The sequence below is a fragment of the Listeria monocytogenes ATCC 19117 genome, assembly GCF_000307025.1.
In the GTDB taxonomy this organism is placed as follows: Bacteria; Bacillota; Bacilli; order Lactobacillales; family Listeriaceae; genus Listeria; species Listeria monocytogenes_B.
In genome coordinates this window covers 855274-880903 of the sequence record NC_018584.1, presented here as the reverse complement: position 1 = coordinate 880903, position 25630 = coordinate 855274, and the positions used below count along the sequence as shown (strand labels likewise).

Here is a 25630-nt window from a genome sequence, read left to right as displayed (position 1 = left end):
CATTATAGTGTAAAATAACTAAAAAAGCGATATCGTTTTTGGAAAGGAGGCAACTGATGAAACGATTAGAAAAAATTTCTTCTATTGTTCCCATCCTGCTACGAATCACCCTAAATCTGGCGCTTATTATGGTCGGTTTTACCCTTGTTGCTTTTTTAATTAGAGAGGCATTTACGATTTTCAATAATATTTTCTTTTTAGATACAGACGTTTCTTACTATTATATGACACAAGATATTTTGACGTTTTTCCTTTACTTTGAATTTATTGCGCTGATTGTTAAATATTTCGAATCTCATTTTCATTTCCCGCTGCGCTATTTCATTTATATTGGTATCACAGCGATTATTCGATTTATTATTGTCGACCACTCTAGCGCAACTTCGACGCTAATACTTTCAGGCGCGATTCTTTTACTCGTCGCTGCACTGTTTTTAGCTAATACAAAGATGCTTAAACGAGAAGGGTAAAAAAACAAGCAATCCTATTTTCGGATTGCTTGTTTTTATTTTCTATTCTTTACGACAACGCTTCTGGCTTTGTTGTACGAGTAAGTAAACGCCACACGATATGGCAATAATTCCGAGGCACGTAATTAATAAATTTACCGAGCTATCACCTGTTTTTGGCAAGCGATCTTTCGTCTCTTGTTTTTTTTGTTCAACTTTGGTTAATTTCAATGCTTTTGGTTCGATTTTTGCTTTTGATATAGTTCGCTTTTCTGTGGTTTCTATTTTTGATTTCTTTATTTTTGCTTTTTCTACTGGCGGATTTTCTGGAACAGCTGTATCAGGTAATGGTTCCATGCTTGGTGCTTGCTCAGGCGCTTTTTTTTGATAAATGATGTTGATTGTTTGTGGTGATTCGGTAAAAACGCCAAGAATTTCCGAATCGTATTTTAATAAAGTATAACCTTTAATTTTTTTCATCGGAACATTGTATGCTTCGTTGAAAAGTCCGCTCAAATATAATGACGGGGCAATTGAAGTATTGTTTTCATCCAGATAATTTACAGTGACTTGATTCGGTTTCCCGAACTCTGGAATGGTAGAAATATTCTTTTTATAGCGAAAAATGATATGCAAGCCATCTATGCTAATGTCTTTTCTTACAAATGTATAGTCAGGTATTGTCTCTAAAATAGCTGCTTCGCTATCGATGATTTCTACTACTGGTAATAAGTCTTTGCCAGTTTCATCTACGTAGCTTACATCGATTATTTTATCATATATGTAACGCACGATAATCCCAGTATCTGTGATATTGCCTGTCGCATTATGAGGTATTTCTCTTAATTTATAGCCAGGAATATCTTTTGGTGTAGATACATAATGATAATCAGTTAATGTATCTGAAGGAGCAATCTCGGCTCCGTCTGCATCAACATATTCCACTTTAACCGTGAAATTATTTGTGGCTGCACTTGCTTTTATAGGTGAGATAAACCCACTCGCCAATCCTACTGTCATTATTAATGCTAAGATTGTTATCACTATTTTTTTTACATTTTTACTCACTGACCATTCCTCCAAAGTTCTCATACATTTTGCAACGTACATTTAATTCATCTGGTAAAAGTACATACGATACAAATTCGTTTTTTTCATCTACTAAAACTAAAAAATCAACAAATCGAAGTTCGGCCCAGTTTTTCCAAAATGATAGAAAAAACTTTAATTCTGTAATATTGTTTAAGAGCTTCGACTTTTGCGTTAAACTATATTTCAATTCATCAATATAGGGCGTAAAAATCAGCGTTTGTTCGATGGCACCACTTTCAATATGCTTTGAAATAAAATAATGCCACTTTCTCAACATTTTCAACTTCCCTTTCAAAAAAGCGTCACTGTCTTCTGCGGAAAAATGTTCCTTTGAATTAGGGCTAATCTGACTATCCCCAACTAGTTCAATCGTTATTCGCCGGCTATCTTTCTGCAAATTCTCAAGCAACAGCATTGTTTCCCGAAAATATAATTGTTGAAAGGAAATTTTAACAATAAAGTGCTGATTGGGATAAACTTGTAGAACTTTTTTAACTTCCATTTCATACCAATTGATAAATTTTCCATACTCTGTTTGATTTGTAACACATAACAAATGCGTAGTTAGATCTTCCAAGAGATTTTTAGTTTTTTTAATAGCAACTATTTCTTTTTTGACTAAATCACCACTTTTAGTATCATACTCATTTTGAAGTAGTAATTGATATTTTTGATTTAATATAAAAATCTCTCCTTTCCAAAAAAGCATGTGAAAATTAGTACATTCCAAATAATACAACATATGTGCCATAAAACTCATTTGGTCTTATATATAAGACCAAAAAAAGATACCCTATTACGGGTACCTGCTTTACTTTAAACTATTTGGATATTCTCTTTTTCTAAAAACTGTTGAAGTAATGTATTATAAAGTTGTGCAAGGGATTTGTAATCCAGTACATCTAAAATTCGAATGGCACTTTTAGACTCTTTTAAGCCTTGTTCGACCTGGTCATTTTTCATCCAGATTAAGCCTTGATAGTAATTATGCATAATCCGGTAAAAAGCACAGTCATGCGTAGAAGACAGTTCGTGCAGTATTTCTAATAATTGCGCGGCATATTCTAATTGATTACGGGTAATTAGTTCTTCAATTATATTGGATAGAAGCGTGGAAAATACTTTTTTGCCACGATCGTAATGTTTATATTTTTCGAGTGACTTCAAGACCAATTGAAAAAAATAAATTTGTACATCTTCTTCAAAATAGTCCACTGAATTAGCGAAAATCCGAATTTCTTCTAGTGTCCATGATTGGACTTTCCACAAATACGTTTGGATAACTGCTTTATCTTTCTCAGAAACAATACTAACGTCAAATCGATTATTTAATAGAAATTGTTCATTAATTTCCATTCTTGAGTGGACAATTGCTTTTCTTAGATTGGCTCTATCTCCTGTTTGCTGCAACACTTCTTGGTATAATTCTTGTAAGTCTGCCAAACTTTTTTGATTAGCTGCATTTGCAAATTTGTACCAAAAATTGTCTTCCTCCGCTAAAGAATAACCTCTATTCATAAAGAAAAATTCATCCGAACTTAGCATTACTCGTTCTAAAATTTCTTCAAATAGTACTAATGTAATATCATGTTTTCCTTTTTCAAAACCTATTGCATATGATTTTGAAATTACCCCTGTATAAACTTCTTTTTGCGTCAATCCTTTTGAAAGTCGTACTTCGCGAATTAACTCACCATACGCAACCATTGATATCGTCTCCTATATATCAGTTTCAGAAAATAAGGTTATCTTGTATGTACAATATTAATCTTGTAATCCCCAATATTCGCTTTAGTAGTTTAACGCTTTTACTCTAAAAATGAAACTTACAAAAATGTCACTTACGGGTATTACCACATAAAAAAATCCACCCATAGTAATATATGAGTGGATTTCACTTAATTTTCGACACTACTCGTCTCCATGTTAAAAATCGTGATAGCTTCTGATAAAGCAGAAATTTCTGCCTCTAGTACCGATTTTTGTTTTTTTAATTCATACATTTGTAAAATATTGGTAGCTTCGTTTAAATCTATATTTTCTGTGTTATAAAATTTAATCCATCTTGTAAGAGATGCTATTGAGACACCAAAATCATTACATAGCGTATACTTTGGTGTTCCTTGGTGATACAAATAGACTAGACTTTTTTTGAATTTTTCATTATATAATTTTTTAGGCATGAACAGTTCCTTTCCTGTGCGTTTTTCAGAGTTTAGTAATGTCTCAGATAACTGTTAAATACTGTTTGATTTCAAAGTTCACTGCTGGCTTTATTTTCCAGCAAATGGACTATTCCGCCATTTTCAAGGTGCAGATTACTTTTAATACATCCCGTGATTCCGATATAACTTAGTAACTCTTTCTTTTTTTCATTTTATATAATAATTTTTCTTTTGAATCGCTTAGCAAATTCTTTTACAATTTATTGTCCCTCCCTTTAAATTTTAGTAAATATAGATGCTAATATATAGGATTTCCTTGATGTTATCTCTATATTTCCAACTCGATATCTAAATTATATAAGACAAAGCACCATGTTTACTACTCTAAAAAGCACTTTTAAAATGTGTTTTTTTCTTAAAAGTGGCTAATTTGTGACAAAACTTTGCTCATTTCAAATGAATAAAACTAATTAATTCCCGTGAACCTACCATCACTAACTAATTTTATCGTTTTCATTATACATTTTATAATGGCGCTCCAGCTTGAAATTTAATTTTCTAAAATAACTGTTAGATTAAGATAAATACTAAACTGGTAACATGTAAAAGTGTCTAACTGAAACTTCATTTTATGGTACAATAAGCTACAATATACATAGAAAAGAGGGGCGCCATGGAATTTCTACTTATTTTACTTCCAGTTTTTGGGATCTTCGCTATTGGGTTTATTGGACAAAAGACTTTAAAATTTGATATTCCTAACTTATCTAAACTCACGCTTTACTTAATGTCACCGTTTCTTGCATTTAATACTTTTTATACCAATGCGCTAACGATAGATTATGCATATTTGGCGATTTACATTTTTGCGCTTTGTCTGAGTTTGATTTTGCTTGTCAGTTTAATTAGTTTTTTGCTTGGTTATAACTTGCAAGATCGTTGCGCGCTCATTTTGGCTAGTGCTTTTATGAATAATGGAAATTATGGAACACCTGTTGTCTTGCTTGTTTTTGGGGCTGTTGGGCTTGATATTGCTGTTGTATTAATGGTGTTGCAGCAACTAGCTATGAGTACCATTGGGATTTATTTTGCCGCAAAAGGAAGTAAAGATGCAAATGGAATGAAAACGGTCATGAAACGGGTTGTTCGGATGCCGATTGCTTACGGGGCTTTACTCGGGCTTACGCTTCAATTACTTCATGTTTCACTTCCATCCGCTTTAATGACTTGCGTAAAACTTGTTGGCGACGCTGCTATTCCAACAATTATGATTGTCCTTGGAATGCAGTTGGCAGTTATTTCGTTTAGACGAATCGAACTTACAAAAGTAGGCATTGCATTAGTACTCAAATTACTCATTGCTCCAATCATTGCGTTTGGTTTAACGTTGATTCTCCCTGTTGACGAAATGACAAAACAAATTATGATTTTACTTGCAGCTATGCCAACTGCAGCGAATACTACTTTAATGGCTGTACAATTTGATACAAAACCAGATTTAGTTTCTAGTGCCACATTTATTAGTACAGTTTTAAGTATTATTACCTTACCCATTGTGCTCTATTTTCTTCATCCAGTTTTCTAAGGCGGGCTCTAGCTCGTCTTTTTTGTATAGACCAATTATAAAACAAAACGTTTGCCTTGCTTACATTTAAGAAATATAATAGCTATACCAATTGAAAAAGGAGGTACTGGACTGGTGAAAACTATTGATATGAAATATTTACGCTTGTTAGCAAAAGAATATCCTACTATTGCCAAGACAGCTACGGAAATCATTAATCTCGAAGCAATTATGAACCTTCCAAAAGGAACGGAACATTTTTTAAGTGATGTTCACGGTGAATATAGTGCTTTTGAACAAGTGCTTCGTAATGGTTCTGGTGTTGTAAAACGGAAAATTCGTGATATTTTTGGCGCGGAGCTAGATGATGCAGAGATTAATTCACTTAGTACACTGATTTATTATCCAGAAGAAAAGATGGATTTGCTTGCTAGTGAAACAGAAGATTTGCAGGCTTGGTATCGCACCACACTTTTTCGTTTGATTGAACTCTGCCAGTACGTTGCTTCAAAATACACACGTTCTAAAGTGAGAAAAGCCATGCCCGAAGATTTTGCCTACATATTAGAAGAGTTACTTCATGAAAACTACAATGAAGACGACAAAAAGCTTTATTATGAAGAAATTTTACAACATATTATTTCACTTGGTCGTGCAGAAGAATTTATTAGTGCTCTCTCGTTACTTATTCAACAATTGGTCGTCGATCATTTGCACATTGTTGGTGATGTCTATGATCGTGGTCCTTATCCAGATAAAATCATGGATACATTAATGAATTACCATTCGCTCGATTTCCAGTGGGGTAATCACGATATTTTATGGATGGGCGCGGCTAGTGGTTCTAGGGTTTGTGCGGCTAATGTTATTCGGATTTCTGCCCGTTATTTAAATTTAGATATTTTAGAAGATAGTTACGGTATTTCTCTTCGCCCCCTGGCCCTTTTTGCCGACGAAGTGTACAAAGACGATCCTTGTACTTACTTCCAGCCCAAAAACGAAGAAAATATTAACTATAGTAATGCAGAAATCACGCAAATTGCTAGGATGCATAAGGCTATCTCGATTATTCAGTTTAAATTGGAAGGTGAAATTATAAATCGACGCAAAGAATTTGATATGGATCACCGACTTTTACTTCAATTTATCGATTATAAAAAAGGCACAATTCATCTAAAGGGAAAAGAATACCTGTTGTTAGACAGTCATTTTCCAACGATTAATCCAGAAAAACCTTATGAACTCACTGACGCGGAGAGAGAACTTATTGGGAAAATTACTGCCGCTTTTAAAAACTGTCGTCGATTGCAAAAACATGTACAATTTCTATATTCAAAAGGCAGCATGTTTTTAACTTATAATGGTAATTTACTCTACCATGGCTGCATTCCACTCCACGAAGATGGGACTTTTATGGAAATGAAATTACGTGGCGAAAAATATGCTGGTCGTTCGCTTTTAGAGCAGTTTGAAATACTTACCCGCGAAGCATACGTACGTCCAACTGGAACTAAAGAAAAGAAATATGCGTGTGATATCGTTTGGTATTTGTGGACTGGTGCCATTTCTTCGCTATTTGGAAAAAGTGAAATGACTACATTTGAACGTTATTTTGTTGCAGAAAAAGAAACACACACAGAAGAAAAAAATCCTTACTACAAATTGCGTAATAACGAATTAATTTGCAAACAAATTTTAGAAGAATTTGGGCTTGATGGTGAATGTGGGCATATCATTAACGGCCATACGCCAGTCAAAGAAGGAAAAGGTGAAAGTCCGATTAAAGCGAATGGTAAAATGCTCGTCATCGATGGCGGGTTCGCAAAGGCCTATCATAAAGAAACGAACTTAGCGGGTTATACACTACTTTTTAATAGTTACGGTTTACAATTAGTGAGTCATCAGCCATTTACTACAAAAGAGGATGCTATCAAAAATGAAACGGATATTCTTTCCACGCGTCAAGTTATTGAAATGGAAATTAACCGTAAACGTGTAAGGGATACCGATATTGGGGCTAAACTTAGTGAGCAGGCAGAAGATTTAAAATTGTTACTAGATGCCTATCGTAATGGCTTGCTTCATGAAAACCGTTAACTAATAGGTTTTTAATTGTCATAAAACTTTCACAAGTCCCAAAAAGCTTGGGCTGCAACAACTAACACTTATATGAAAACTTATCTCTTCATTTTTCTAGTGCATCTTCTGAGAAAAAAAGTTATATTTAAATAGTAGTTATTTCTTTATAACTCTCATAAGAGAATATCTATTCATTCCCACATCGCTTCTGATTCCCACAGATCAAAAGCAAAAAAGTAGGCCTAGCATCAGCTAGGCCTACTTTTTTTATTTACCTTGCTCCCGCGCTAATCTTCTTGCTTCACGTGCTGCTTTCCTTGCTGCTCGCTCATCATCAACGGGCGCTTTCACATCTTCAGTTGCTTCTTTTTTCTTCCATATTTTCTCTAAATCAAGCCCAGCCATCGTCGCATAGCGTTTAAAGCGTTTTTCTGCATCTAAACGGGTTTTCTCGGATAGTTTTGTTGCAACATCTGGATTTGCTTTGTAAAGCGCTGAGTATCGTGTTTCGCGTTTTAGGAAGTCTTCGAATTGATCGAAATCGACTTTTTTATAATCCATTGTCATTGGATTTTTTCCTTTTTCTTCTAGTGCCGGATTATAACGGTACAAGCTCCAGTAGCCACATTCTACTGCTTTTTGCGTTTCACTTAGCATCGTTTTCATACCGCTTGAAATACCGTGATTAATACACGGCGTATAAGCAATAATTAGAGATGGCCCCGGATATGCCTCTGCTTCTTCAATAGCTTTTAAGGTTTGACGTTTGTTCGCCCCCATCGCAATTTGCGCCACATAGATATTTCCGTAACTCATCGCCATAATACCAAGGTCTTTTTTACCGACAGATTTCCCACCTGAAGCAAATTTGGCAATTGCTGCGGTTGGTGTGGCTTTCGATGATTGTCCACCAGTATTTGAATATACTTCATTATCCATTACGAAAATATTTACATCTTCGCCTGATGCTAAGACATGGTCAATTCCGCCGAAGCCAATATCATAAGCCCAACCGTCGCCTCCAAGCATCCACTGCGATCGTTTAATAAATAATTCTCGGTCATTATAGATGGATTCGAGTGCCTCATTGCCTTCCATCTCACTAAGAAGCGCAAGTTGTAATGCTTCTGCCCGTTCGCGTGTATCTTCTGAAACGTCCATTTGTGTTTGCCAGTCAATAAGCGCCTCGCGTAACGTTTCTGACATGGCTTCTTCTCTGAGTGCTTTTGTCACTTTATTATTTAAAGCTTTTCGCATGGTTTGGTTTGCTAAATACATACCATAACCATATTCTGCGTTATCTTCTAAAAGGGAATTGCCCCACGCCGGTCCATGTCCTTTATCATTGACAGTATAAGGCGTTGCCGGTGCAGATGCGCCCCAAATAGAGGAACAACCAGTTGCATTAGCAATCATCATCCGGTCGCCAAACATTTGCGTTAATAATTTAACATAAGGAGTTTCACCGCAACCTGCACAAGCACCAGAGAACTCCAATAACGGTTGTTCAAATTGGCTTCCAGGTACAGTATTTTTCTTCCCAGGGTTTTTCTTCGGTTTCACATTAATCGCAAATGACCAATTCGGATTTTCTTTAGCTGCGACTTCTTCAAATGGTTTCATTACAAGCGCTTTATCTTTCGCCGGACACGTTTCCGCACATAAGTTACAACCAGTGCAGTCCATTGGGGAAACTTGGATACGGTAACGAAGGCCATCTTTGCCGCGCATTTCTCTTGTCATAAAGCCTTCTGGAGCAGATTCCATTTCTTCTTCATCTGTTAAAATCGGACGAATGGCAGCATGCGGACAAACAAAGGCGCATTCATTACACATCGTACAGTTTTCAGAAATCCATTCAGGAACTTCGAGTGCAATTCCGCGTTTTTCGTAAGCTGCAGTCCCCGGAGGATAAGCCCCACTGACCATACCATTCGAAATTAAATCACCAACAGTCAAGTTGTCGCCTTCTAAGCGATTCACTGGCTCAAGGATATTTTGTACGTAAGCTGGTTTTTCAGTCGTTGCATTTGTTTCTGCTGTTACAACTGGATTTGCCCAGCTTGCAGGAACTTCTACTTTATGCAAATTAGCAACAGTTTGGTCCATCGCGAGAATATTTTTCTCCGCAACCGCCATATCTTTTTTCCCATAAGTAGCGATAGCCGATTCTTTTAAATCAGCAAGTGCTTTTTCAAACGGTAAAATGTCGGTCACTCGGAAAAAGGCCGTTTGCATAACGGTATTAATTCTTCTACCAAGTCCCGCTTCTCCTGCAATTCTCATTGCATTTAATGTATAAAATTGAATATTATTTTTCGCAATATATTCGCGCATTGCGGCTGGCAAATGGCGTTCTAACTGTTCGCCTTCCCAAATGGTATTGAGCAAGAATGTTCCGCCTGGTTTTAAACCTTTTAATAAATCATAGGAACGTAAATAGGCCGAGGTAGAGCATGAGACAAAATCCGCTTGTTGGATTAGATAGGCTGAGCGAATTCGTTTTTCACCAAAGCGCAAATGCGAAACAGTTAGCCCGCCCGATTTTTTCGAATCATAGGAAAAGTAACCTTGGGCGTATAAATCGGTGTTATCACCAATAATTTTGATTGCGGCTTTATTCGCGCCAACAGTACCATCCGAGCCAAAACCCCAGAATTTGCATTGGAAAGTTTTTTCTGAAGTGAGATCACTTGGTCCAGCATTTTCGATAGATAGATTCGTAATATCATCTGTAATTCCAATTGTAAAGCGCGGTTTTGGTTTTTCTGTCGTTAGGTGCGAATAAACACCGAGAATCTGGTCTGGTGTAACATCTTTTGAACCTAAGCCATATCTACCGCCAATAACTAGTGGACGAGTTTCACTATCATAAAGCACACTTTGCACGTCGAGTAAAAGTGGTTCTCCGCCTGATCCGGGTTCTTTCGTCCGGTCTAAAACAGCCACACGTTCTACTGTTTTCGGTAGTTTTGCTAAAAAGTTTTCTGCTGGGAATGGACGATATAAGCGAATATTGAGTAATCCCACTTTCTTGCCTTCCGTTGTTAAGTAATCAATAACTTGCTCAATGACTGGCGTTACTGAGCCCATCGCCACAATGACATCTGTTGCGTCTTCTGCTCCATAATAATTAACTAAGTCATAATCCGTGCCACGAAGCTGATTGATTTCTTTCATATAATTTTGAACCATGTTAGGGATTTCCTCGTAATAGCGGTTCACCGTTTCTCTTTGTTGGAAAAAGATATCTGGATTTTGATTCGAACCTAAAGTTTTAGGATTATTTGGTGTCATTGCGCGATTTCTAAATTGTTGTAATGCCTCTTTGTCGAGCAAATTTTCTAATTCGTCATATTCGAGTACTTCGACTTTTTGTAATTCATGACTTGTGCGGAAGCCGTCAAAGAAATTTAAAAATGGCAAACTTCCTTTTAGTGAAGCCAGATGAGCAACCGCGGATAAGTCCATTACTTCTTGAACGGAACCTTCTGCAAGCATCGCAAATCCTGTTTGACGTGCTGCCATCACATCACTATGGTCGCCAAAAATATTTAGCGAGGCTGCTGAAATTGTTCTTGCGGAAACATGGAAAACAGTTGGCAATAGTTCACCGGCAATTTTGTACATATTAGGAATCATTAAAAGTAAACCTTGGCTCGCCGTGTATGTGCTAGTTAGCGCACCAGCTTGAAGTGATCCGTGAACTGTTCCTGCTGCTCCTGCTTCTGATTGCATTTCTACTACTTTTACAGGTTCATTGAATAAATTTTTCTTGTTCTTTGATGACCATTCGTCCACAAGTTCAGCCATGGTGGAGGAAGGGGTAATCGGATAGATTGCTGCAACTTCAGTAAAAGCATAAGAAATATAAGCTGCTGCCGTGTTTCCATCCATTGTTTTTCTATTTCGCATAAGACTCAACACTTCCAGTCATTCTAGTTTTATAATCATTCTTATTTTACACCACTATCCGCTTATACTCAATGCTTCACAAGGACTAGTAAAAGTGTAGATTTTTAACAAAAAAAGAAACCAGACGTCAAATAGTCTAGTTCCCTTTAGAATTATTCGTTTAATTCCAAAACAGATTCAGCAATGTTGTTCGCATGGTCACCAATTCGTTCTAAATCACTGACGATATCAATGTATAGAATTCCGCTAACGACTTGGCATTTGCCTTCGTTTAAGCGGCGAATATGGTTTTTACGTAATCTGCGCTCTGCTTTATCAATATCTTTTTCTACTAAAATAGTTTCTTCTGCGAGTGCGCGATCTTTTTTATGCATGGATTTCACTGCACGTTCGAAATTCGCGGTTGTTAGCTCAAACATTTCGATGAGTTGATCAGAAGCTTCTTCAGACATTTTTGCTTTATTCTTAATCAGTTGATCGATGTTTTCTACGATGTTTTCCATGTGATCACCGACGCGTTCAATATCACGAACGGTATCAAGCATTAGCGCATGTTCTTCTGTCTCGTTGTTCGTTAGGGCGACAGAAGAAATTTTCGTTAAGTACTCGGTGATTTTTCGGTCTAAATTATTTACGGCTTCTTCCACTTGAATAGTTGACTCCGCGTGCTTCGATTCCCGGTTCACAAGGTATTGTCTCGCTTCTTGCAACCCGAATTTCGCGTAATCTGCCATACGAAGCGTTTCCTCCCGTGCCATTTCAAGAGCGATACCAGGAGATTGGTCAATTAAATTCGTATCCAAATGTTTGGTTTTATAGTCAATTCGCGAGTCGTCGCCAGGAATAAGCTTCGTAACAAGCCATGCAAATGCGCCGATAAACCAGAATTGAATAAAGGTATTCGTAATATTAAACGTCCCGTGCGCAACCGCAATCGTCATTTCTGGGTTTAGTCCAAACAGTCCTTGTAGGTAGGTAACCAGAGAAGTGAATAGCGGTAGTATCAGCATAAAAATGATTGCACCGATTAAATTAAAGATAACATGTGTAGCTGCTGCACGTTTCGCTGCAACACTCGCACCAATTGCTGCAAGAACAGCTGTAATCGTCGTTCCAATGTTATCCCCGAATAGGACTGGCAAAGCCGCTTGAAGATCAATCGCACCTTGTCCGTATAATTCTTGTAAAATCCCGATGGTCGCACTCGATGATTGTACAACTGCCGTGAAGATCGTTCCGATTAACAAACCTAAGAATGGATTCGTACTCATTTGAGCAGTTAATTCATGGAAAGATTCCATTCCAGCAAGAGGTTTCATCCCTTGCCCCATCAAATCTAGTCCATAAAATAAGGCACCAAATCCAAAGAATACTTGGCCAATATTTTTGACTTTGTGATTTTTAAAGAAGAATAAAAGTACTGCACCAGCAGCAATTATTGGTAAAGCGTATTCGGATAGCTTAATACCAATAATAAAGGCGGTAACGGTTGTACCGATGTTTGCTCCCATGATAACACCAATTGCTTGTTTTAACGTCATAAATCCAGCACTTACTAATCCGACCGTCAAAACAGTTGTACCTGAGCTACTTTGAATTAATACGGTTACTAAAATCCCGGCAAGTACTCCCATAAAAGGATTCGTTGTGTACTTATCTAAAATATCACGAAGTCTGTCGCCGGCTGCCATTTGCAGTCCGTCTCCCATGTATTTTATACCGAAAAGAAAAATTCCAAGTCCTCCGATAAATTGAAAAATCATCTGCTGAATATTTATGTCTCCCATGAATATCTCCTTTTTGTTTGTAATCTTGTAATTTCACTCTTTTTTCATCATAAAAGAAAGTAAAAGTAACGTAAATACCTTTTTTTTATTTTGTAAAGTGAAGTCCAAGCAAATCTCTGAAAGTTGTTGATACTAAAGGCTTTATCACGTTCCGAATGTATTGTTAAGTTTTTGTAAAGGTAGGCTTAATAATTTATTTTATTTTCCACTGCGTAATTTGTTAATAAATTCTTTTGCAGCAACTACATTTAATTGTTTGCTTTCTTGTAAAAATGTGGCTACTTTTTCGATTTCATCTGCTTCTGCACCGGCTGTCATGGCTAGTGATTTCGCTTGTAGCGACATATGTCCGCGTTGAATTCCTTCTGTTACGAGTGCTTTTAAAGCAGCGAGATTTTGCGTTAATCCAACGGCACAAACTAACATCGCTAATTCCTTCGCTGATTCTACTCGAGCAATTTTTTTCGAAAGTGTTGCGATTGGATGGATGCCGATAGAACCTCCTACAAAGGCTACTGGCATCGGTAACGTTAATTCCCCAACCAAATACCCCTCCGCATCTTTTGACCACTTAGACATCGGTTTGTAGCTTCCTGTTCTAGCTGCGTAGGCGTGACTTGCCGCTTCTACCGCGCGCCAATCGTTCCCAAACGCCATAATTACCGCATCAATACCATTCATTATTCCTTTATTATGTGTTGCTGCTCGGTAAATGTCTGCATCGGCAAATTCATATGCAGCAATGATTCTATCACGAACCCATTCACCGCTCTGGGTTTTGGTTGCTAAGCTTTCTGGATTAATCCGGCAAACAGCCGTTGCGGTCGCTTCATCTACTAAATTAGATAAAATGCGCATATTGGCTGTTCCGTTCGTCAACATTTCTAATTCTGGCGCTAAGGTTTCGACCATCGTATTGACCATATTCGCGCCCATTGCTTCTTGGGTGTCTACGAGTAAATGAACGATAAGTAACGTTTCGTCATTCGCTGTTTGTGCTGTTCTAACTTGAATTTCAACCGCACCACCGCCACGCTTTTGTAACGATGGATGAGCTTGGTTAGCGATAGCAATTAGTTGTTCTTCGTTCGCAATGATGTTTTCTTTTGCTGCTTGGATATCAGAAACAGAAATCAACTCAATCTGACCAATCATTTTTCGTTTTGTTGCACTTCCAGTTATCCCGCCATTTTGTCCAATAAGTTTCGCCCCAGCGCTTTGGGCCGCCACAACAGAAGGCTCTTCCATCACCATCGGTACCACATAATGTTTATCATTTAAAAGCATGTTCATTCCTAATCCGAGCGGCAGCGAATAAATGCCAATCGTGTTTTCAATCATATGATTCGCTTTATCAAAAGAAAGCGCCCCTGTAGAAGCTAAAAATGCCTGCTCTTCTTCATTTAAGTCGGCATATTCCGCCAAAATTGCACGTCGTTCTTCTACTGTTTTTTTGTAAAATTTATCAAAAGCATTCATAGCTTTATCACCTCAAATTAAAATTTATCCATCTACTTGACTATAGCATATTTCGAAACTGGATGTAACGGTCCCAGAAATCTCCGTCTAATTCAGCACGTTTCTTTGGTTTTTCCCATTTCCCGACTACTTTGCCCTCCGTGATAATCGCCGGTCTGAAAATCCCATTTTTCGTCATAATTTCATCGTGCCATATTTCCGGTAAAACGACGGAGCGATCTCGGTAGCCGATAATCCATTCATCGAAACCAGCGAGTGGAATTGTAGTTGGCATTGTGCCATTTTCAACCAATGTTGTTATGTAATAATCGCCCATTTTAGGCATATCCGCTATTCCTATTTTGGCATCGGTCACAGTTAATCCCGACCAAAAACAAAAATCTTTCAAAGTAGCTGGTGCATGGCTTTGGATGTATCGTTTGGCTAATTCTTTTATTGCTTCTTCTCGAGTGAAATGATTCGTATCAGCCGGAATATGCATCGTATTTCTAAAAGTTTCATTCGGGCCTGAACAAATGACTTTCCGCGAGCTTAAATAAACTAACAGCTGAGCAAAAGGAATCCCTGCACTCGGTAAATCTTTGGTCGCTAAATGAGCCGCCAAGTCTTTTCTCGTAACGGCTTGTTCTGAAACAATTTCCGAAACGACTTCTGTAGCCTTATGAAGAACCTCATCTGTTAAGCCTAATTTCGCTCGGTATGGCTTACATATTTTATCTATGGAAGGCGCAATTAAATCCATCATCCAGTGATAATCTTTGGCTGAAAACAAGTGAATTGTTCCGCGCAAAAGCCATGTCCGGATAATTTCACCATTATTAATCGCTTGCTCTACAGACTTTTCACTTGGCGTCGTCATTCTACTCCCAACAGCCCAGAGCGACTGACCATAGTTTTGCGATTGCATTGCTCCAAAATGAAAAACAATTCTTTCCGGAGAGTCACTCCACGCAGTTTGTATTAATTTCTGACTTTGAAAGCGGTTTTCTATTATTGTTTTTGCGTCCATCTGTTAACCTCTTTTTTTAGTTTATTGTAGCATAAAAATCCCCTCCAGTTCGATAAGCTGGAAGGGATTTTTTCACTATTAGAAATTAAAGTTGTCTGGATCTGGGCCAGTTCTTTCGTCTTTATTTAAACCGCTGATTTTTGCTACTTCTTCTTCGCTTAATTCGAAGTCGAAAATATCAGCATTTTGGATAATACGTTCTTGGTGAACGGATTTTGGAATAGTCACGACACCGATTTGTAAATCCCAACGTAAGATAACTTGTGCAACTGATTTACCATGTGCATCGGCAATCGCTTTGATTTCTGGGTTAGAAAGTAATTTCCCATTACCTAGTGGAGACCAAGCTTCTACTACAATGTTGTTTTCAGCACAGAATTTACGTAATGGTTCTTGTGTTAGTTGTGGGTGTAATTCAATTTGGTTTACCATTGGCGCAATTTCCGCGTCTTCCATTAATTCTTTTAGGTGATGTTCGTGGAAGTTACATACGCCGATTGCGCGAACGCGTTTATCTTTATATAATTTTTCAAAAGCGCGCCAAGTGTCTTTGAATTTACCTTTGACTGGCCAGTGAATTAAATATAAGTCTACATAATCAAGTTCTAATTTACGTAAGCTTTCATCAAATGCAGCCAAAGTGGATTCATAACCTTGCTCCGCATTCCAAAGTTTCGTTGTTACGAATAAGTCTTCTCTCTTAACGCCAGACTCTTTAATCGCTTGACCAACGCCTTCTTCATTTTTGTAAGCAGCAGCTGTATCAATACTAATGTAACCAGCTTCAATCGCCCATTTAACAGAATTTACTGCTTCATCGCCGTCCTGCACTTTCCATACGCCAAATCCTAAACGGGGCATTTCTACACCATTTGCAAGTTTTACTGTATCTTTTAAGTTCAATTTATCCGCCTCCTAAAAGTAATAACACGTTTACTATACACCTTAGAGTATACTCAAAGGCAAACATTTGGCTTTTCGATTTTCAAGGTGCTATTATTAAGAAAAAAGAGGTGGTTTTAGTGCAACAAACAATCAAAGAAGCGTCCGAACACACGGGTTTAAGCGCCCATACGATTCGCTATTATGAACGAGAAGGATTAATCCCTTTTCTAGCACGCGATAAAAATAATAACCGGATTTTTGATAATGATGCCCTTCACTGGCTTGAATTACTCACCTGTTTACGCGTCACCGGAATGCCCCTTGCGAAACAAAAAGAAATTGTTGAACTAACTAAAGGCGGTGACGGTACTGTCTCCGAACGCATCGCTGTACTGAAAGAACATCAACAAGATATGTACCGCCGGCAAGCAGAGCTAGACCGAGCATTTAAAAAAATCGAGAAAAAATTAGCTTGTTACGAAGAGTTAGAACAAGCAGTAAATAAAAGTGTGGACCAGTTTAGCTAACTGATCCACACTTTTTTATAGTTGTTTTTTCTTTTTCCGATGTCTTTTAATAAGATAAATAAGTAGACCAATGATTGCGACAAGTAGAATCCCACCAACAATCGCAATGTTTTTTACGTTTGGTACAGTGACTTCAAAATACATTTCGGATTTTTTGTCGAGCGGCACATCCCAAGTGAGCTTCCCGCCATCCACACTTTTAGCATTGTTCTCTCCAATTGACGAAATCGGTAAATCCAAAATAAATGTATAATCAACTTGGCTTAAAATTTCTTTTGGAAACGGAACATCCGCCACTTCTTTTTTCCATATCTTTTCGATGTCAATATCGGCATCTACTTTGATTTTTTGTGTGAAGAAACTTTTGCTATTGGTAATTTTTACCCCAAAATCTTCCGGTTTCATATCGCTTTTCGTTGTTTCATTTTTATCTAGTTTCTTTTCGATATGATAGCTTGTATTTGATTTTTTATCTACTGTAAATCCAGCTTCTTTCAGTTTAGCTTCTACTTCATCCGAGTAACTTGAGGCAAAAATCCCTGCTACAGAAGAAATATCGATATCAAAGGAAATGGTCGCTTCCCCTTTTTTATCCACTTTTACTGTATTGGTTACATCGGCACATCCAGCAAGAATTAGAACTAAACTTAGTACCACTGCGAAAATAATTTTTTTCATTGGTTGGCCTCATTTCTTATTTTTGCATATGTTCATATTCATGACCGCTAAGTATGATTTCTCCAGTCACATGAAATCCTAGACGTTCATAAAGCCTCTTGGCATGCGGATTTCCTTTGTCACAATTTAGTCCTACTACTTTTTCACCATCTTCTGCAGCAATTTCTGTTAATTTTGCAAGAAGTGCTGTTCCAACACCATGACCGCGATATTTTTCGTTTGTAACGATCGAATCTAAGTACCATTCACCAGGAAATGTTTCTTTATCGGCAAATATTGGTTCTTCGTATCTAATGCCGTGTTTCTTTGCAATCTCGTTCCAAGCGCGGTCGATTTCAGGTTCGATTTTCCCAGGATAGCCTGCCAAAACTCCCGCAATATCCCCGTCCTTCTCATAGACATGCAGATGTCTATAACTATAACGATAATCTTCTGTCTGAATCGCTTCAATTAGCGCATTTGTAATCGCTTCTTCCGTCTCTACTTCTAAAATAGGTAATTCCATATCTTTCCATATTACTAGTAAAAGTGGTGCTATTTTTGGTGCATCTGATTTTTTCGCATGTCGAATCAATTTTACATCCTCATTTCTAATTTCATTGTCTCATTTTACTATTCTTTCCGCCCCACTTGCAAAAATAAAATGCTATTAGGATCACTTTCCTCCAAATAGCATTTTATTCTTATTGCTGTGCAGCTTTTTGTAAGAAGTCTAATGCTTTACTTGTTAAATCTGTATCTTCCATAATTTTAGGTTCTTCTTGCGTTAATAATTTGGTTAGTTTTTTCGTATCTTCAACCGTTAAATATTCCAAGTTTTTCAAGCTGTGTGCTATTGGTAAAACTGATTTCATGTAAGCTTTTAGTGCTTCCAAGCCTAGATTTTCTGTCAAAATACCTTGACGTAATAAGAGCCTTGCTTTATCAGTAATATCTACATCTAAACTCACATCATAGCCTAAATGTTGTTGTTCGGTATCATGATTGTCTAAAAAATGTACTTCAATGGCAATCTGTTCTACGTCATACACCCGTAAACGAATGCGCATATCTGACTCAAAGACTAGTTTTATACGAAAATCTGCCCCTAGCTCCTCGTTCATTTCTACTACTTCCCCTATAAGCCAAGCATGAAAAGCTAGTAGTTTTTGACGTACTTTATTATTTTTAATGTGTTCCAAAACATATGGTAGCACAATTTTATTTGCATCATCTGTCCAGTAAGTTGGTAGATCTCGCCAATATTTTTCTGTATCCGCACTCGTTCCATTGACTAGAAGAAGCGGATACGGATAGGCACTCATATCACAAAATTGATTTTTTTGAAGTTCATATAAAAATGGAATCGTTTTTTTCACCGTTTTACTTTCGATTCCAAGTTTTTCAACAAGTGGTGCGATAACAATAGCAATTTCTCCGATTACTTCCTCGGCCCGCATTTGCGCCGCTTCATTGTCTGGATAGCGTGTACCGATGTTTTTACCAAAGTTACGCTCTAATAATGCGGCTACCAATTTTTCTGTTTCGTTCATATAGTTGCCCTCCTTCAAGCTTTTGCTCTTTTTCGCTGAATAAGCTTTTGAATTTCTACGAATAGGAGTGGGAACATCGAGAGGATGAATGCGAGAATCCAGTGCGTTAAGCTCATTTCTACTAAGAAGAACATGTTCGCAAGTGGTGGAATAATCGCAAGTCCTAAAATAATCAACATCGAACAAATCGCGCTAAAGAACAAACCACGGTTAGATAAAAATCCGATAGTGAAAATCGATTTATCACTTCTTACATTGAAAATATGCGCGACAGATGACCATGCTAGAATAACGAATGCCATTGTCATTCCAACTTCATAGCTTGCACCAATCGAATTATTAATCGTTACAAACTGCCCGATATAAAATCCTGCAAGTGTCACAATCGTAAAGACAACCGCTTGTGTCGCCATTTTCTTGCCAAGTCCATTCGCAAAGATCCCTGCATTTTTTGGAATTGGCTTACGCTCCATAATCGAGTCATCTGCCTTTTCACGACTTAAGAAGAAGCCTGGAATCCCATCAGACACAACGTTGATTAATAGCAACTGAACAGCTACAACCGGCGCGCCCCAGCCAAGAATAATCGCAATTAACATAATGAAAATTTGAGAAAAGTTTGTACTTAGTAAAAAGTAAATCGTTTTGCGGATATTCTCATAGGCTGTACGCCCTTCTTTGACTGCATCTACAATCGTTGCAAAATTATCGTCTGTTATAACCATATCTGCAGCGTTTTTAGATACATCTGTTCCGGTAATTCCCATTGCAGCACCAACATCCGCTGCTTTTAGAGCCGGTGCATCATTTACACCATCACCTGTCATCGTGACAATTTCACCATTTTTCTGCCAAGCTTTAACGATTCGAATTTTATCTTCTGGACTAACACGCGCATATACCGCATAATCTCGAATGTTTTTCTCCAAATCAGCTTCTGACATTTCAGCCAGTTCTGCTCCAGTAATCGCTTTGTCCCCATCCGTTAGAATACCAATTTCTTTTGCAATTGCTGATGCCGTTACAATATGGTCACCAGTAATCATTACAGTCTTAATACCCGCTTTTTTCGCCGCTAACACAGCCGCTTTACTTTCCGGTCTCGGTGGGTCAATCATCCCAACCATTCCCGCAAACGTTAAGTCTGTCTCAAGCGCCTCACTAGACAAGTCTGTCGGCATTTCCGGATATTTTTTATAGGCAACAACTAACACCCGAAGTGCATCCTCCGCAAAACTGTCATGCACCCGCTCCGCTTCCGCTAAAAACGCCTCGGAAAAGTTTACGGGAATGCGGTCAAAAGCACCTTTTGTAATGGAAAGAAATCCGTCTTCTACTTGGTGAATTGTCGTCATTAGCTTTCTATCTGAGTCAAAAGGAAGTTCGAACACGCGTGGATATTTAGCTTCCAATGCTTTTTTCGTTGTTCCTTTTTCTTCTAGTAAACGGATAATCGCGCTTTCGGTTGGGTCACCAATGATGGTTTCTTCGCCGTCTGTAACATCAATCGTCGCGTTACTGGAAAGGCTCAACATTTCTAATACTTTTTGTTCTGCAGTATCAAATTCAGCTGTTGCTTTTATCGGTGCGTGGTCTGCTGCCCAAATTTGTTGGATAATCATTTTATTTTGCGTTAATGTTCCTGTTTTATCAGAACAAATAACTGAAGTATTTCCAATTGTTTCTACTGCAGGAATTCGGCGGATAATCGTATTTTTCCGCACCATATTTTGAACGCCGTAAGCAAGTGTCAATGTCACAATAACTGGCAATGTCTCAGGAACTGCTGCTACAGCTAGAGAAATCGCGATCATCAACGTTTCAATAATCGTTTCACCGTAAACATATACATCAATTATAAAAATTAAAATACCTGCTAAAAGTGCTACAATACTAAGTCGTTTTGCTAATTCTTTTAAGCGAAGTTGTAAAGGCGTCATCAGTTTTGAGGTGCTGTTTAAAAGTCCAGCAATTTTCCCCATCTCTGTTTCCATCCCAATTTCTACGACAACCGCCGTGGCGCGCCCATTCGTTACAAGGCAGCCTGAGTAAAGCATATTCAGACGGTCGCCAATTGGCGCTTTTTCCGAAACAACCGCATTTGCGTCTTTTTCAACTGGAACACTCTCACCAGTTAACGCAGATTCCTCGACTTGCAAACTGCTACTAGAAATAATCCGTGCATCTGCTGGAATCATATCTCCTGCAACAATTTCAATAATATCCCCTGGTACTAATTCCGTTGCGTCCACTTGCATCCGCACACCATCACGAACGACCGTCGTTAAATGCGCATTCATACTTTGAAGTGCCGCAAGTGCTTTCTCGGCGCTGTTTTCCTGGTAAATTCCGAGCACCATATTCAACACGACAATTCCTAAAATAACAACCACTTTCGCCCAACCATAACCAGTCGTAATCGCTAAATAAGCGGAAATCGCCGCTGCAAAAAGCAACACAATCGTCGTAATTTCAACTAAATGGTGACCAATTTTTTGAAGAAGTGATTCTTTCTTCCCCTCTTCAAATTCATTCGTCCCGAACTCTGCATGTTTTTGTTTCACTTGTTCTTTCGTTAACCCTGTGTCTAAATTCGTGTGTAGTTTGCTGAGAAGTTGCTCAATTGACTCTTTTACCCAAAGCATACATCTACCTCCTACGCACCTACTCCCAAAAGCAAGTACTTACTTTATTTTATTGCAAAAAAATATTAATTTAAATATATCCGATTTCTTAGTGTAATTGTATAATATATCACGTTTATTTGCAAGTATTTTGTTTTTATTCACAAATCCTTATTATTTTGAGACATGACTTCGCAGTAGATTAGGCTTATACTAAAGCTATTAATTGTATAGGAGATGATGAGATGTCTTTTGCAGTTCCATACTTAGTTTTTAACGGAGAAGGTCAAGATGCGCTAACATTTTATGCGGATGTGTTTCAGGCTGAGATTACAAGCGTTCAGCGTTTTAAAGAGATGAACAATTTTGATGGCAATGCCGTTTTTGGTGAGCGATTGATGCATAGTCGTTTAGCAAAAAATGGGGAAGAATTTATTTATATTACCGATGCGCCTTATGATGGTTTTACAATTGGCAATCGGGTGACAATCTTGATTAACTTTGAAACAGAGGAGGATATTAAGTACGCCTATGAAGTTTTGAGTGCTACGGGCAAAGTGGAAATGGAGTTGCAAGTGGCGTTCTGGGGTTCGACCTATGCGCAGGTGACGGACCAGTTTGGGGTGTTTTGGCAGCTTAATTTTGGGTGAGATTTAGAAAACCAGTTACGCCAGGAGTTTGGTGGGTAACTGGTTTTTGGTTTTTTAGAACAAGAAAATAACTATGGAGGCTATAAATATGCTGTGGGTCTTGATTACCTCTAAATATTGAGCACTCTCAGCTACTAAACTAAAATCTTATTAACGATATTGTATTCCTTACCTAATGTTTCTTTCAAATGCTTTTGAACTTCTATGAACTCATGAAAAAATTCTTCCTTTTCTTTCTCATCTTTAAAAGCTTCATATCGAAATTCAATTTCAGTATCTATGAACAATTTATCATATTCATCTTGTTTCAATTCATCCGGCAAATCATTTTCCTTTAAAATCCCCGCATCGTTATATACCCAAACAGGATAACATTTATAATCTAAAAACAGTCTTAATTCTTTCATTAAAATACGCTCCTTTATTTGATTGAAACAGGATTAGCACCAACAATGAAACCATTCTTGCCTACTGTAATCGCATTCTACATTTTCTTCATATAATCTTGATATGGATCATCTATATTATCTCCGACTTCTTCAATTGCATCTTGTATTTCCTCAAGTATTTCTGGTGATATTTCCGAAGTATCCTCAATAGATTTTTTCATTTTATTATAAGTATTTTTCAAGCCTAAATTAATTAACAATGATGTAATAATATCTACATCATCATAATTTTCTGTGTTCCATAAATTATATAACTCATTGTCGAGCTGTCCTCTCAAAGGTTCTTTTAAAATTTCATAGGTATCTACTTGCCTCATAGTCAATTCATCAAGAATATCAAAAAACTCTTTTTTACTTAATTTGCTTTGCTTAAAGTCCTTGAGTGCTTGTTCAAATAAAAGATATAAATCCTCCGCTGATACCCATGGCATTTTAGAATAATCATCTTTTTTCATAATTTTTTTCATATTATTACCTTCCTTTTATTGGAATATGCACTTCATTTGAGTTTTGCTTTTTTGTCCATCCTTTATTTATTGTTACTTGTTTACTTCCTATCTTAATTTGAGCAGTCCATCTTGAACCAGAAGCTGAACCAGGAAATTTAGCAGCTGCAATAGGGTCTGGTTCATGCCACCTAATTATCGCTTTTTGTCCATCAGCTAATTGAAATTCATACTTAGCACCATTCTTCAAGGTATCTGTAGTTTTAAAAGTGTTTGGTGTTCCTTTTGGTATTATATAACCCAAATCTTTTAAGCTTATTTCTCCTCTTTCTAAAAGATGTTCAACCACTAATCGTGCTTGATCTCTATTTAAGGTTGCTACAGAATATCTTCCAAGATCAACTTCTACTTTTTCTGATTTCTTAGCTATTATTTTTTTATTCCTCGCCGCCGCAATACCAAAGCCTAATCCTAATGCCATATCGGTTAGTCCAGCGTCATCCATCGCATCCTTCACGCTAGCTACGTAAGCAGAGGACCTCAGTGTCGCCTCGGAAAACCCGGTTACTTTTTGACCATTTAAGTAGTTGACGCCGTCTTTCCATGCATCATTTACTTTGCGCTCTAGTTCATCACCGGAAAGATTTGTGTACAGAATAGGGTCTAACTCGGCTCCGTTCTCCTCTAGAAAAGCTTGGAGTTCTTTATTACTGGCACGTTTGCCATTCCGTTCCAATAGCCACATCGTGACGGTTTCGCCTTTGTCATTCACATAAGTATAGGCGAATAACTGATAGTCTTCGAATGCTTCTGGGAAGGAATCTTTGGCGTTTTCTTTGCGTGCTTTATCCATCGCTTTTCTCATCAAACTAATCGATGCATGAACGCTTTTAGGTACAGCATAGGTGCCTGTTTTCTCATGGAAGGTCACATTTTGTTTCAACTCTTGCACCGCTCGTCCTGTGGAGTGAATGAGTTCGGTTAACGCACTAAAAAACTGGGCGTGACTTTGTTCAAAGGCGATGTACCTCTCTAGTATATCTTCTTTTTCGATAGCTTGCAGTAATTGCGTGTGCGCACTTCTTGCTTGGACTACGTAGACTTGTTGCATATCCGGTTTCGTATTCGGTGCAGTGAGTTGGCGATGTAAATCTTCTTCTTTTCGCTTCAAACTCGCCACTTTCGCCATCGCTTCTTGAAGGATTTCCGCATCAATTCGTGCGGAAGGCGAGCTGTCGACTTGGCTACCAAACTCGCGTATGTATTGTGCTAGACGTTCTTCACTTTCTTCTAGAGCTTCTAAAATACTTTGTGCAATAGAGGGATAACTGGAAGCAAAATAGCTTTGGGAAGCTGATACTGCTTGCCCTTTTAAACTTTTATCTTGCGCATACTTGCTTGCTGCTTGTTGAATTCCGCGTATCATCTTTTTAGCCTCAGCATTACTGCTTCGTAATCCTTGAAGAAAGCCATTGAGTTCTGCAATGTCGATTCGACTCATTGGTTCCACTCCTTTCGCAAGGAGGCTTGTTTGGTCTCTATATCGTGCATTTCTGCTCTAGTAGTCCGCGCTTCTTCTTCCAAATGAACACGTTTTTCCGACAAATCTTTTCGCCATGCCATCGCTTCTTCGTGTTGTTGTTCTTCTAGATAGCGGTGGAAACCATTCGCTTCCTCCCCTTGCCAACCGCCTCGCAAGAAGTCCAATAATCCTTGTTTCTCCATTTCTAATTGGTGACTATCTTCTTCTAACCATTCTTGTTCCACTTGTTTGCGCTTAGTCTGCCCCAGATTATCTTGTAAAACATCCTGCGCTTTTTTCACTTGTTGTAGTTGCTGTTCTAACCGGCTGTGCGTGCTGTCCATCTATCGCACCTCCAGCTGATTTATTTTCTGTCCCATCGCTTGATCTTGTTTCGCATAGGCCATGCCCATTTTCTTTAATCTACCCGCATCTTGCTTTGTCACGGCTTGGAAATCTTCTACCACATCGACCAAATCAATTAATGCAGACCGTAACTGATTGATAGAATTCGCTCGTGAGTATGCCATATTTCCACCTTTTAACGGCAAATAGCTTCCCGCGCTTTTGCTGTCTAGCTTCGAGGCATGTTTTTGGAACATTGCTTCGTTGACTTTTATCTCTCTCATCTTGGTGATTCCTCTCTATGTCTAGTTTTCCACCCTTCTATTATAGCATCGTAACTACTTTCCTTTTGTGAGCGTTTTGTGAACCTCTGTGTATAAATATAGCCAACTACAGAACAAATTAGTGCATTTTTTGACTTTACCTTTGTAAA

General features: G+C 37.9%; 23 protein-coding genes. 5 read left to right on the top strand and 18 right to left on the bottom strand.

Annotated features, from left to right (window positions below; all coding sequences use genetic code 11):
• Positions 1 to 56: 56 nt before the first annotated feature.
• Entirely contained in the window at positions 57 to 470 is a 414-nt protein-coding gene (gene psiE, locus LMOATCC19117_RS04335) for a phosphate-starvation-inducible protein PsiE (RefSeq protein ID WP_003721401.1), read from the top strand.
• Positions 471 to 512: 42 nt separating this feature from the next.
• Here the strand turns inward: psiE and LMOATCC19117_RS04330 are convergent, their stop codons facing one another.
• From LMOATCC19117_RS04330 to LMOATCC19117_RS04315, 4 genes are all read right to left on the bottom strand, one after another.
• Complete coding sequence (locus tag LMOATCC19117_RS04330; protein WP_003743756.1) at positions 513 to 1517, bottom strand: MucBP domain-containing protein; 1005 nt, start codon at positions 1515 to 1517, stop codon at positions 513 to 515.
• The gene (locus LMOATCC19117_RS04325) at positions 1510 to 2223 is read right to left on the bottom strand and encodes a diguanylate phosphodiesterase (RefSeq protein ID WP_072217663.1); all 714 of its coding nucleotides are present in this window, start codon (positions 2221 to 2223) and stop codon (positions 1510 to 1512) included. The genes LMOATCC19117_RS04330 and LMOATCC19117_RS04325 overlap by 8 nt, the downstream gene beginning before the upstream one ends.
• 134 nt (positions 2224 to 2357) lie before the next feature.
• Positions 2358 to 3248, bottom strand: coding sequence for an Rgg/GadR/MutR family transcriptional regulator (locus tag LMOATCC19117_RS04320; RefSeq protein WP_003724765.1), 891 nt, complete (start codon positions 3246 to 3248; stop codon positions 2358 to 2360).
• 191 nt (positions 3249 to 3439) lie between these two features.
• Positions 3440 to 3724, bottom strand: coding sequence for a transposase (locus LMOATCC19117_RS04315; RefSeq protein WP_003731459.1), 285 nt, complete (start codon positions 3722 to 3724; stop codon positions 3440 to 3442).
• A gap of 655 nt (positions 3725 to 4379) precedes the next feature.
• Between LMOATCC19117_RS04315 and LMOATCC19117_RS04310 the strand changes: the two genes are divergently transcribed.
• Both LMOATCC19117_RS04310 and LMOATCC19117_RS04305 read left to right on the top strand, forming a co-directional pair.
• Positions 4380 to 5291, top strand: a complete 912-nt coding sequence (locus LMOATCC19117_RS04310; protein ID WP_003724763.1) for an AEC family transporter — start codon at positions 4380 to 4382, stop codon at positions 5289 to 5291.
• 114 nt (positions 5292 to 5405) lie between these two features.
• Complete coding sequence (locus LMOATCC19117_RS04305) at positions 5406 to 7367, top strand: fructose-1,6-bisphosphatase (protein WP_003740500.1); 1962 nt, start codon at positions 5406 to 5408, stop codon at positions 7365 to 7367.
• Positions 7368 to 7616: 249 nt separating this feature from the next.
• Here LMOATCC19117_RS04305 and nifJ read toward each other — a convergent pair whose 3' ends face one another.
• The 5 genes from nifJ to LMOATCC19117_RS04280 form a co-directional block, all read right to left on the bottom strand.
• Positions 7617 to 11264, bottom strand: a complete 3648-nt coding sequence (nifJ, locus tag LMOATCC19117_RS04300) for a pyruvate:ferredoxin (flavodoxin) oxidoreductase (protein WP_003734275.1) — start codon at positions 11262 to 11264, stop codon at positions 7617 to 7619.
• A gap of 152 nt (positions 11265 to 11416) precedes the next feature.
• Positions 11417 to 13051 (bottom strand): Na/Pi cotransporter family protein, encoded by a 1635-nt coding sequence (locus LMOATCC19117_RS04295; protein ID WP_003727137.1) that lies wholly within the window; start codon positions 13049 to 13051, stop codon positions 11417 to 11419.
• Positions 13052 to 13249: 198 nt separating this feature from the next.
• Positions 13250 to 14530, bottom strand: a complete 1281-nt coding sequence (locus LMOATCC19117_RS04290) for a hydroxymethylglutaryl-CoA reductase, degradative (protein WP_003726377.1) — start codon at positions 14528 to 14530, stop codon at positions 13250 to 13252.
• 40 nt (positions 14531 to 14570) lie between these two features.
• Entirely contained in the window at positions 14571 to 15539 is a 969-nt protein-coding gene (locus tag LMOATCC19117_RS04285) for a winged helix DNA-binding domain-containing protein (RefSeq protein WP_003734274.1), read from the bottom strand.
• A 78-nt stretch (positions 15540 to 15617) separates the two neighbouring features.
• A complete protein-coding gene (locus LMOATCC19117_RS04280) occupies positions 15618 to 16442 on the bottom strand; it encodes an aldo/keto reductase (RefSeq protein ID WP_003727139.1) in 825 nt (274 codons plus the stop codon).
• A gap of 119 nt (positions 16443 to 16561) precedes the next feature.
• On the opposite strand from LMOATCC19117_RS04280, the gene LMOATCC19117_RS04275 reads away from it, so the two are divergent.
• A complete protein-coding gene (locus LMOATCC19117_RS04275) occupies positions 16562 to 16951 on the top strand; it encodes a MerR family transcriptional regulator (protein WP_003726374.1) in 390 nt (129 codons plus the stop codon).
• A 15-nt stretch (positions 16952 to 16966) separates the two neighbouring features.
• Here LMOATCC19117_RS04275 and LMOATCC19117_RS04270 read toward each other — a convergent pair whose 3' ends face one another.
• From LMOATCC19117_RS04270 to LMOATCC19117_RS04255, 4 genes are all read right to left on the bottom strand, one after another.
• On the bottom strand, positions 16967 to 17629 hold the full coding sequence (locus LMOATCC19117_RS04270) for an EGFR-like transmembrane domain-containing protein (RefSeq protein ID WP_003726373.1): 663 nt from the start codon (positions 17627 to 17629) through the stop codon (positions 16967 to 16969).
• A gap of 16 nt (positions 17630 to 17645) precedes the next feature.
• A complete protein-coding gene (locus LMOATCC19117_RS04265) occupies positions 17646 to 18203 on the bottom strand; it encodes a GNAT family N-acetyltransferase (RefSeq protein ID WP_003726372.1) in 558 nt (185 codons plus the stop codon).
• A gap of 109 nt (positions 18204 to 18312) precedes the next feature.
• Positions 18313 to 19161, bottom strand: a complete 849-nt coding sequence (locus tag LMOATCC19117_RS04260) for a hypothetical protein (protein ID WP_003726378.1) — start codon at positions 19159 to 19161, stop codon at positions 18313 to 18315.
• Between the two features lie 14 nt (positions 19162 to 19175).
• Positions 19176 to 21806 (bottom strand): cation-translocating P-type ATPase, encoded by a 2631-nt coding sequence (locus LMOATCC19117_RS04255; protein WP_003734273.1) that lies wholly within the window; start codon positions 21804 to 21806, stop codon positions 19176 to 19178.
• 224 nt (positions 21807 to 22030) lie between these two features.
• On the opposite strand from LMOATCC19117_RS04255, the gene LMOATCC19117_RS04250 reads away from it, so the two are divergent.
• Complete coding sequence (locus tag LMOATCC19117_RS04250; RefSeq protein WP_003734272.1) at positions 22031 to 22435, top strand: VOC family protein; 405 nt, start codon at positions 22031 to 22033, stop codon at positions 22433 to 22435.
• 134 nt (positions 22436 to 22569) lie between these two features.
• Here LMOATCC19117_RS04250 and LMOATCC19117_RS04245 read toward each other — a convergent pair whose 3' ends face one another.
• The 5 genes from LMOATCC19117_RS04245 to LMOATCC19117_RS04225 all read right to left on the bottom strand — a co-directional run bounded on the left by LMOATCC19117_RS04245 (position 22570) and on the right by LMOATCC19117_RS04225 (position 25481).
• A complete protein-coding gene (locus LMOATCC19117_RS04245) occupies positions 22570 to 22842 on the bottom strand; it encodes a hypothetical protein (protein WP_003727142.1) in 273 nt (90 codons plus the stop codon).
• A gap of 77 nt (positions 22843 to 22919) precedes the next feature.
• Positions 22920 to 23351: a hypothetical protein gene (locus tag LMOATCC19117_RS04240; protein WP_003727143.1), complete on the bottom strand. Its 432-nt coding sequence runs from the start codon at positions 23349 to 23351 to the stop codon at positions 22920 to 22922.
• Between the two features lie 4 nt (positions 23352 to 23355).
• A complete protein-coding gene (locus tag LMOATCC19117_RS04235; RefSeq protein WP_003734271.1) occupies positions 23356 to 24831 on the bottom strand; it encodes a T7SS effector LXG polymorphic toxin in 1476 nt (491 codons plus the stop codon).
• Positions 24828 to 25196: a hypothetical protein gene (locus LMOATCC19117_RS04230; protein WP_003734270.1), complete on the bottom strand. Its 369-nt coding sequence runs from the start codon at positions 25194 to 25196 to the stop codon at positions 24828 to 24830. Before LMOATCC19117_RS04230 ends, LMOATCC19117_RS04235 begins: the two co-directional genes overlap by 4 nt.
• Positions 25197 to 25481 (bottom strand): DUF3130 domain-containing protein, encoded by a 285-nt coding sequence (locus LMOATCC19117_RS04225; protein WP_003734269.1) that lies wholly within the window; start codon positions 25479 to 25481, stop codon positions 25197 to 25199. It abuts the gene before it with no gap.
• Between the last annotated feature and the right edge of the window lie 149 nt (positions 25482 to 25630).

What these genes read in the sequence shown, in the direction of transcription:
- psiE (WP_003721401.1), top strand. Translation starts at nt 57, where the DNA reads ATGAAACGATTAGAAAAAATTTCTTCTATTGTTCCCATCCTGCTACGA.
- LMOATCC19117_RS04320 (WP_003724765.1), bottom strand. Translation starts at nt 3,248, where the DNA reads ATGGTTGCGTATGGTGAGTTAATTCGCGAAGTACGACTTTCAAAAGGA.
- LMOATCC19117_RS04315 (WP_003731459.1), bottom strand. Translation starts at nt 3,724, where the DNA reads ATGCCTAAAAAATTATATAATGAAAAATTCAAAAAAAGTCTAGTCTAT.
- LMOATCC19117_RS04310 (WP_003724763.1), top strand. Translation starts at nt 4,380, where the DNA reads ATGGAATTTCTACTTATTTTACTTCCAGTTTTTGGGATCTTCGCTATT.
- nifJ (WP_003734275.1), bottom strand. Translation starts at nt 11,264, where the DNA reads ATGCGAAATAGAAAAACAATGGATGGAAACACGGCAGCAGCTTATATT.
- LMOATCC19117_RS04295 (WP_003727137.1), bottom strand. Translation starts at nt 13,051, where the DNA reads ATGGGAGACATAAATATTCAGCAGATGATTTTTCAATTTATCGGAGGA.
- LMOATCC19117_RS04290 (WP_003726377.1), bottom strand. Translation starts at nt 14,530, where the DNA reads ATGAATGCTTTTGATAAATTTTACAAAAAAACAGTAGAAGAACGACGT.
- LMOATCC19117_RS04285 (WP_003734274.1), bottom strand. Translation starts at nt 15,539, where the DNA reads ATGGACGCAAAAACAATAATAGAAAACCGCTTTCAAAGTCAGAAATTA.
- LMOATCC19117_RS04270 (WP_003726373.1), bottom strand. Translation starts at nt 17,629, where the DNA reads ATGAAAAAAATTATTTTCGCAGTGGTACTAAGTTTAGTTCTAATTCTT.
- LMOATCC19117_RS04260 (WP_003726378.1), bottom strand. Translation starts at nt 19,161, where the DNA reads ATGAACGAAACAGAAAAATTGGTAGCCGCATTATTAGAGCGTAACTTT.
- LMOATCC19117_RS04255 (WP_003734273.1), bottom strand. Translation starts at nt 21,806, where the DNA reads ATGCTTTGGGTAAAAGAGTCAATTGAGCAACTTCTCAGCAAACTACAC.
- LMOATCC19117_RS04250 (WP_003734272.1), top strand. Translation starts at nt 22,031, where the DNA reads ATGTCTTTTGCAGTTCCATACTTAGTTTTTAACGGAGAAGGTCAAGAT.
- LMOATCC19117_RS04245 (WP_003727142.1), bottom strand. Translation starts at nt 22,842, where the DNA reads ATGAAAGAATTAAGACTGTTTTTAGATTATAAATGTTATCCTGTTTGG.
- LMOATCC19117_RS04240 (WP_003727143.1), bottom strand. Translation starts at nt 23,351, where the DNA reads ATGAAAAAAATTATGAAAAAAGATGATTATTCTAAAATGCCATGGGTA.
- LMOATCC19117_RS04235 (WP_003734271.1), bottom strand. Translation starts at nt 24,831, where the DNA reads ATGAGTCGAATCGACATTGCAGAACTCAATGGCTTTCTTCAAGGATTA.
- LMOATCC19117_RS04230 (WP_003734270.1), bottom strand. Translation starts at nt 25,196, where the DNA reads ATGGACAGCACGCACAGCCGGTTAGAACAGCAACTACAACAAGTGAAA.
- LMOATCC19117_RS04225 (WP_003734269.1), bottom strand. Translation starts at nt 25,481, where the DNA reads ATGAGAGAGATAAAAGTCAACGAAGCAATGTTCCAAAAACATGCCTCG.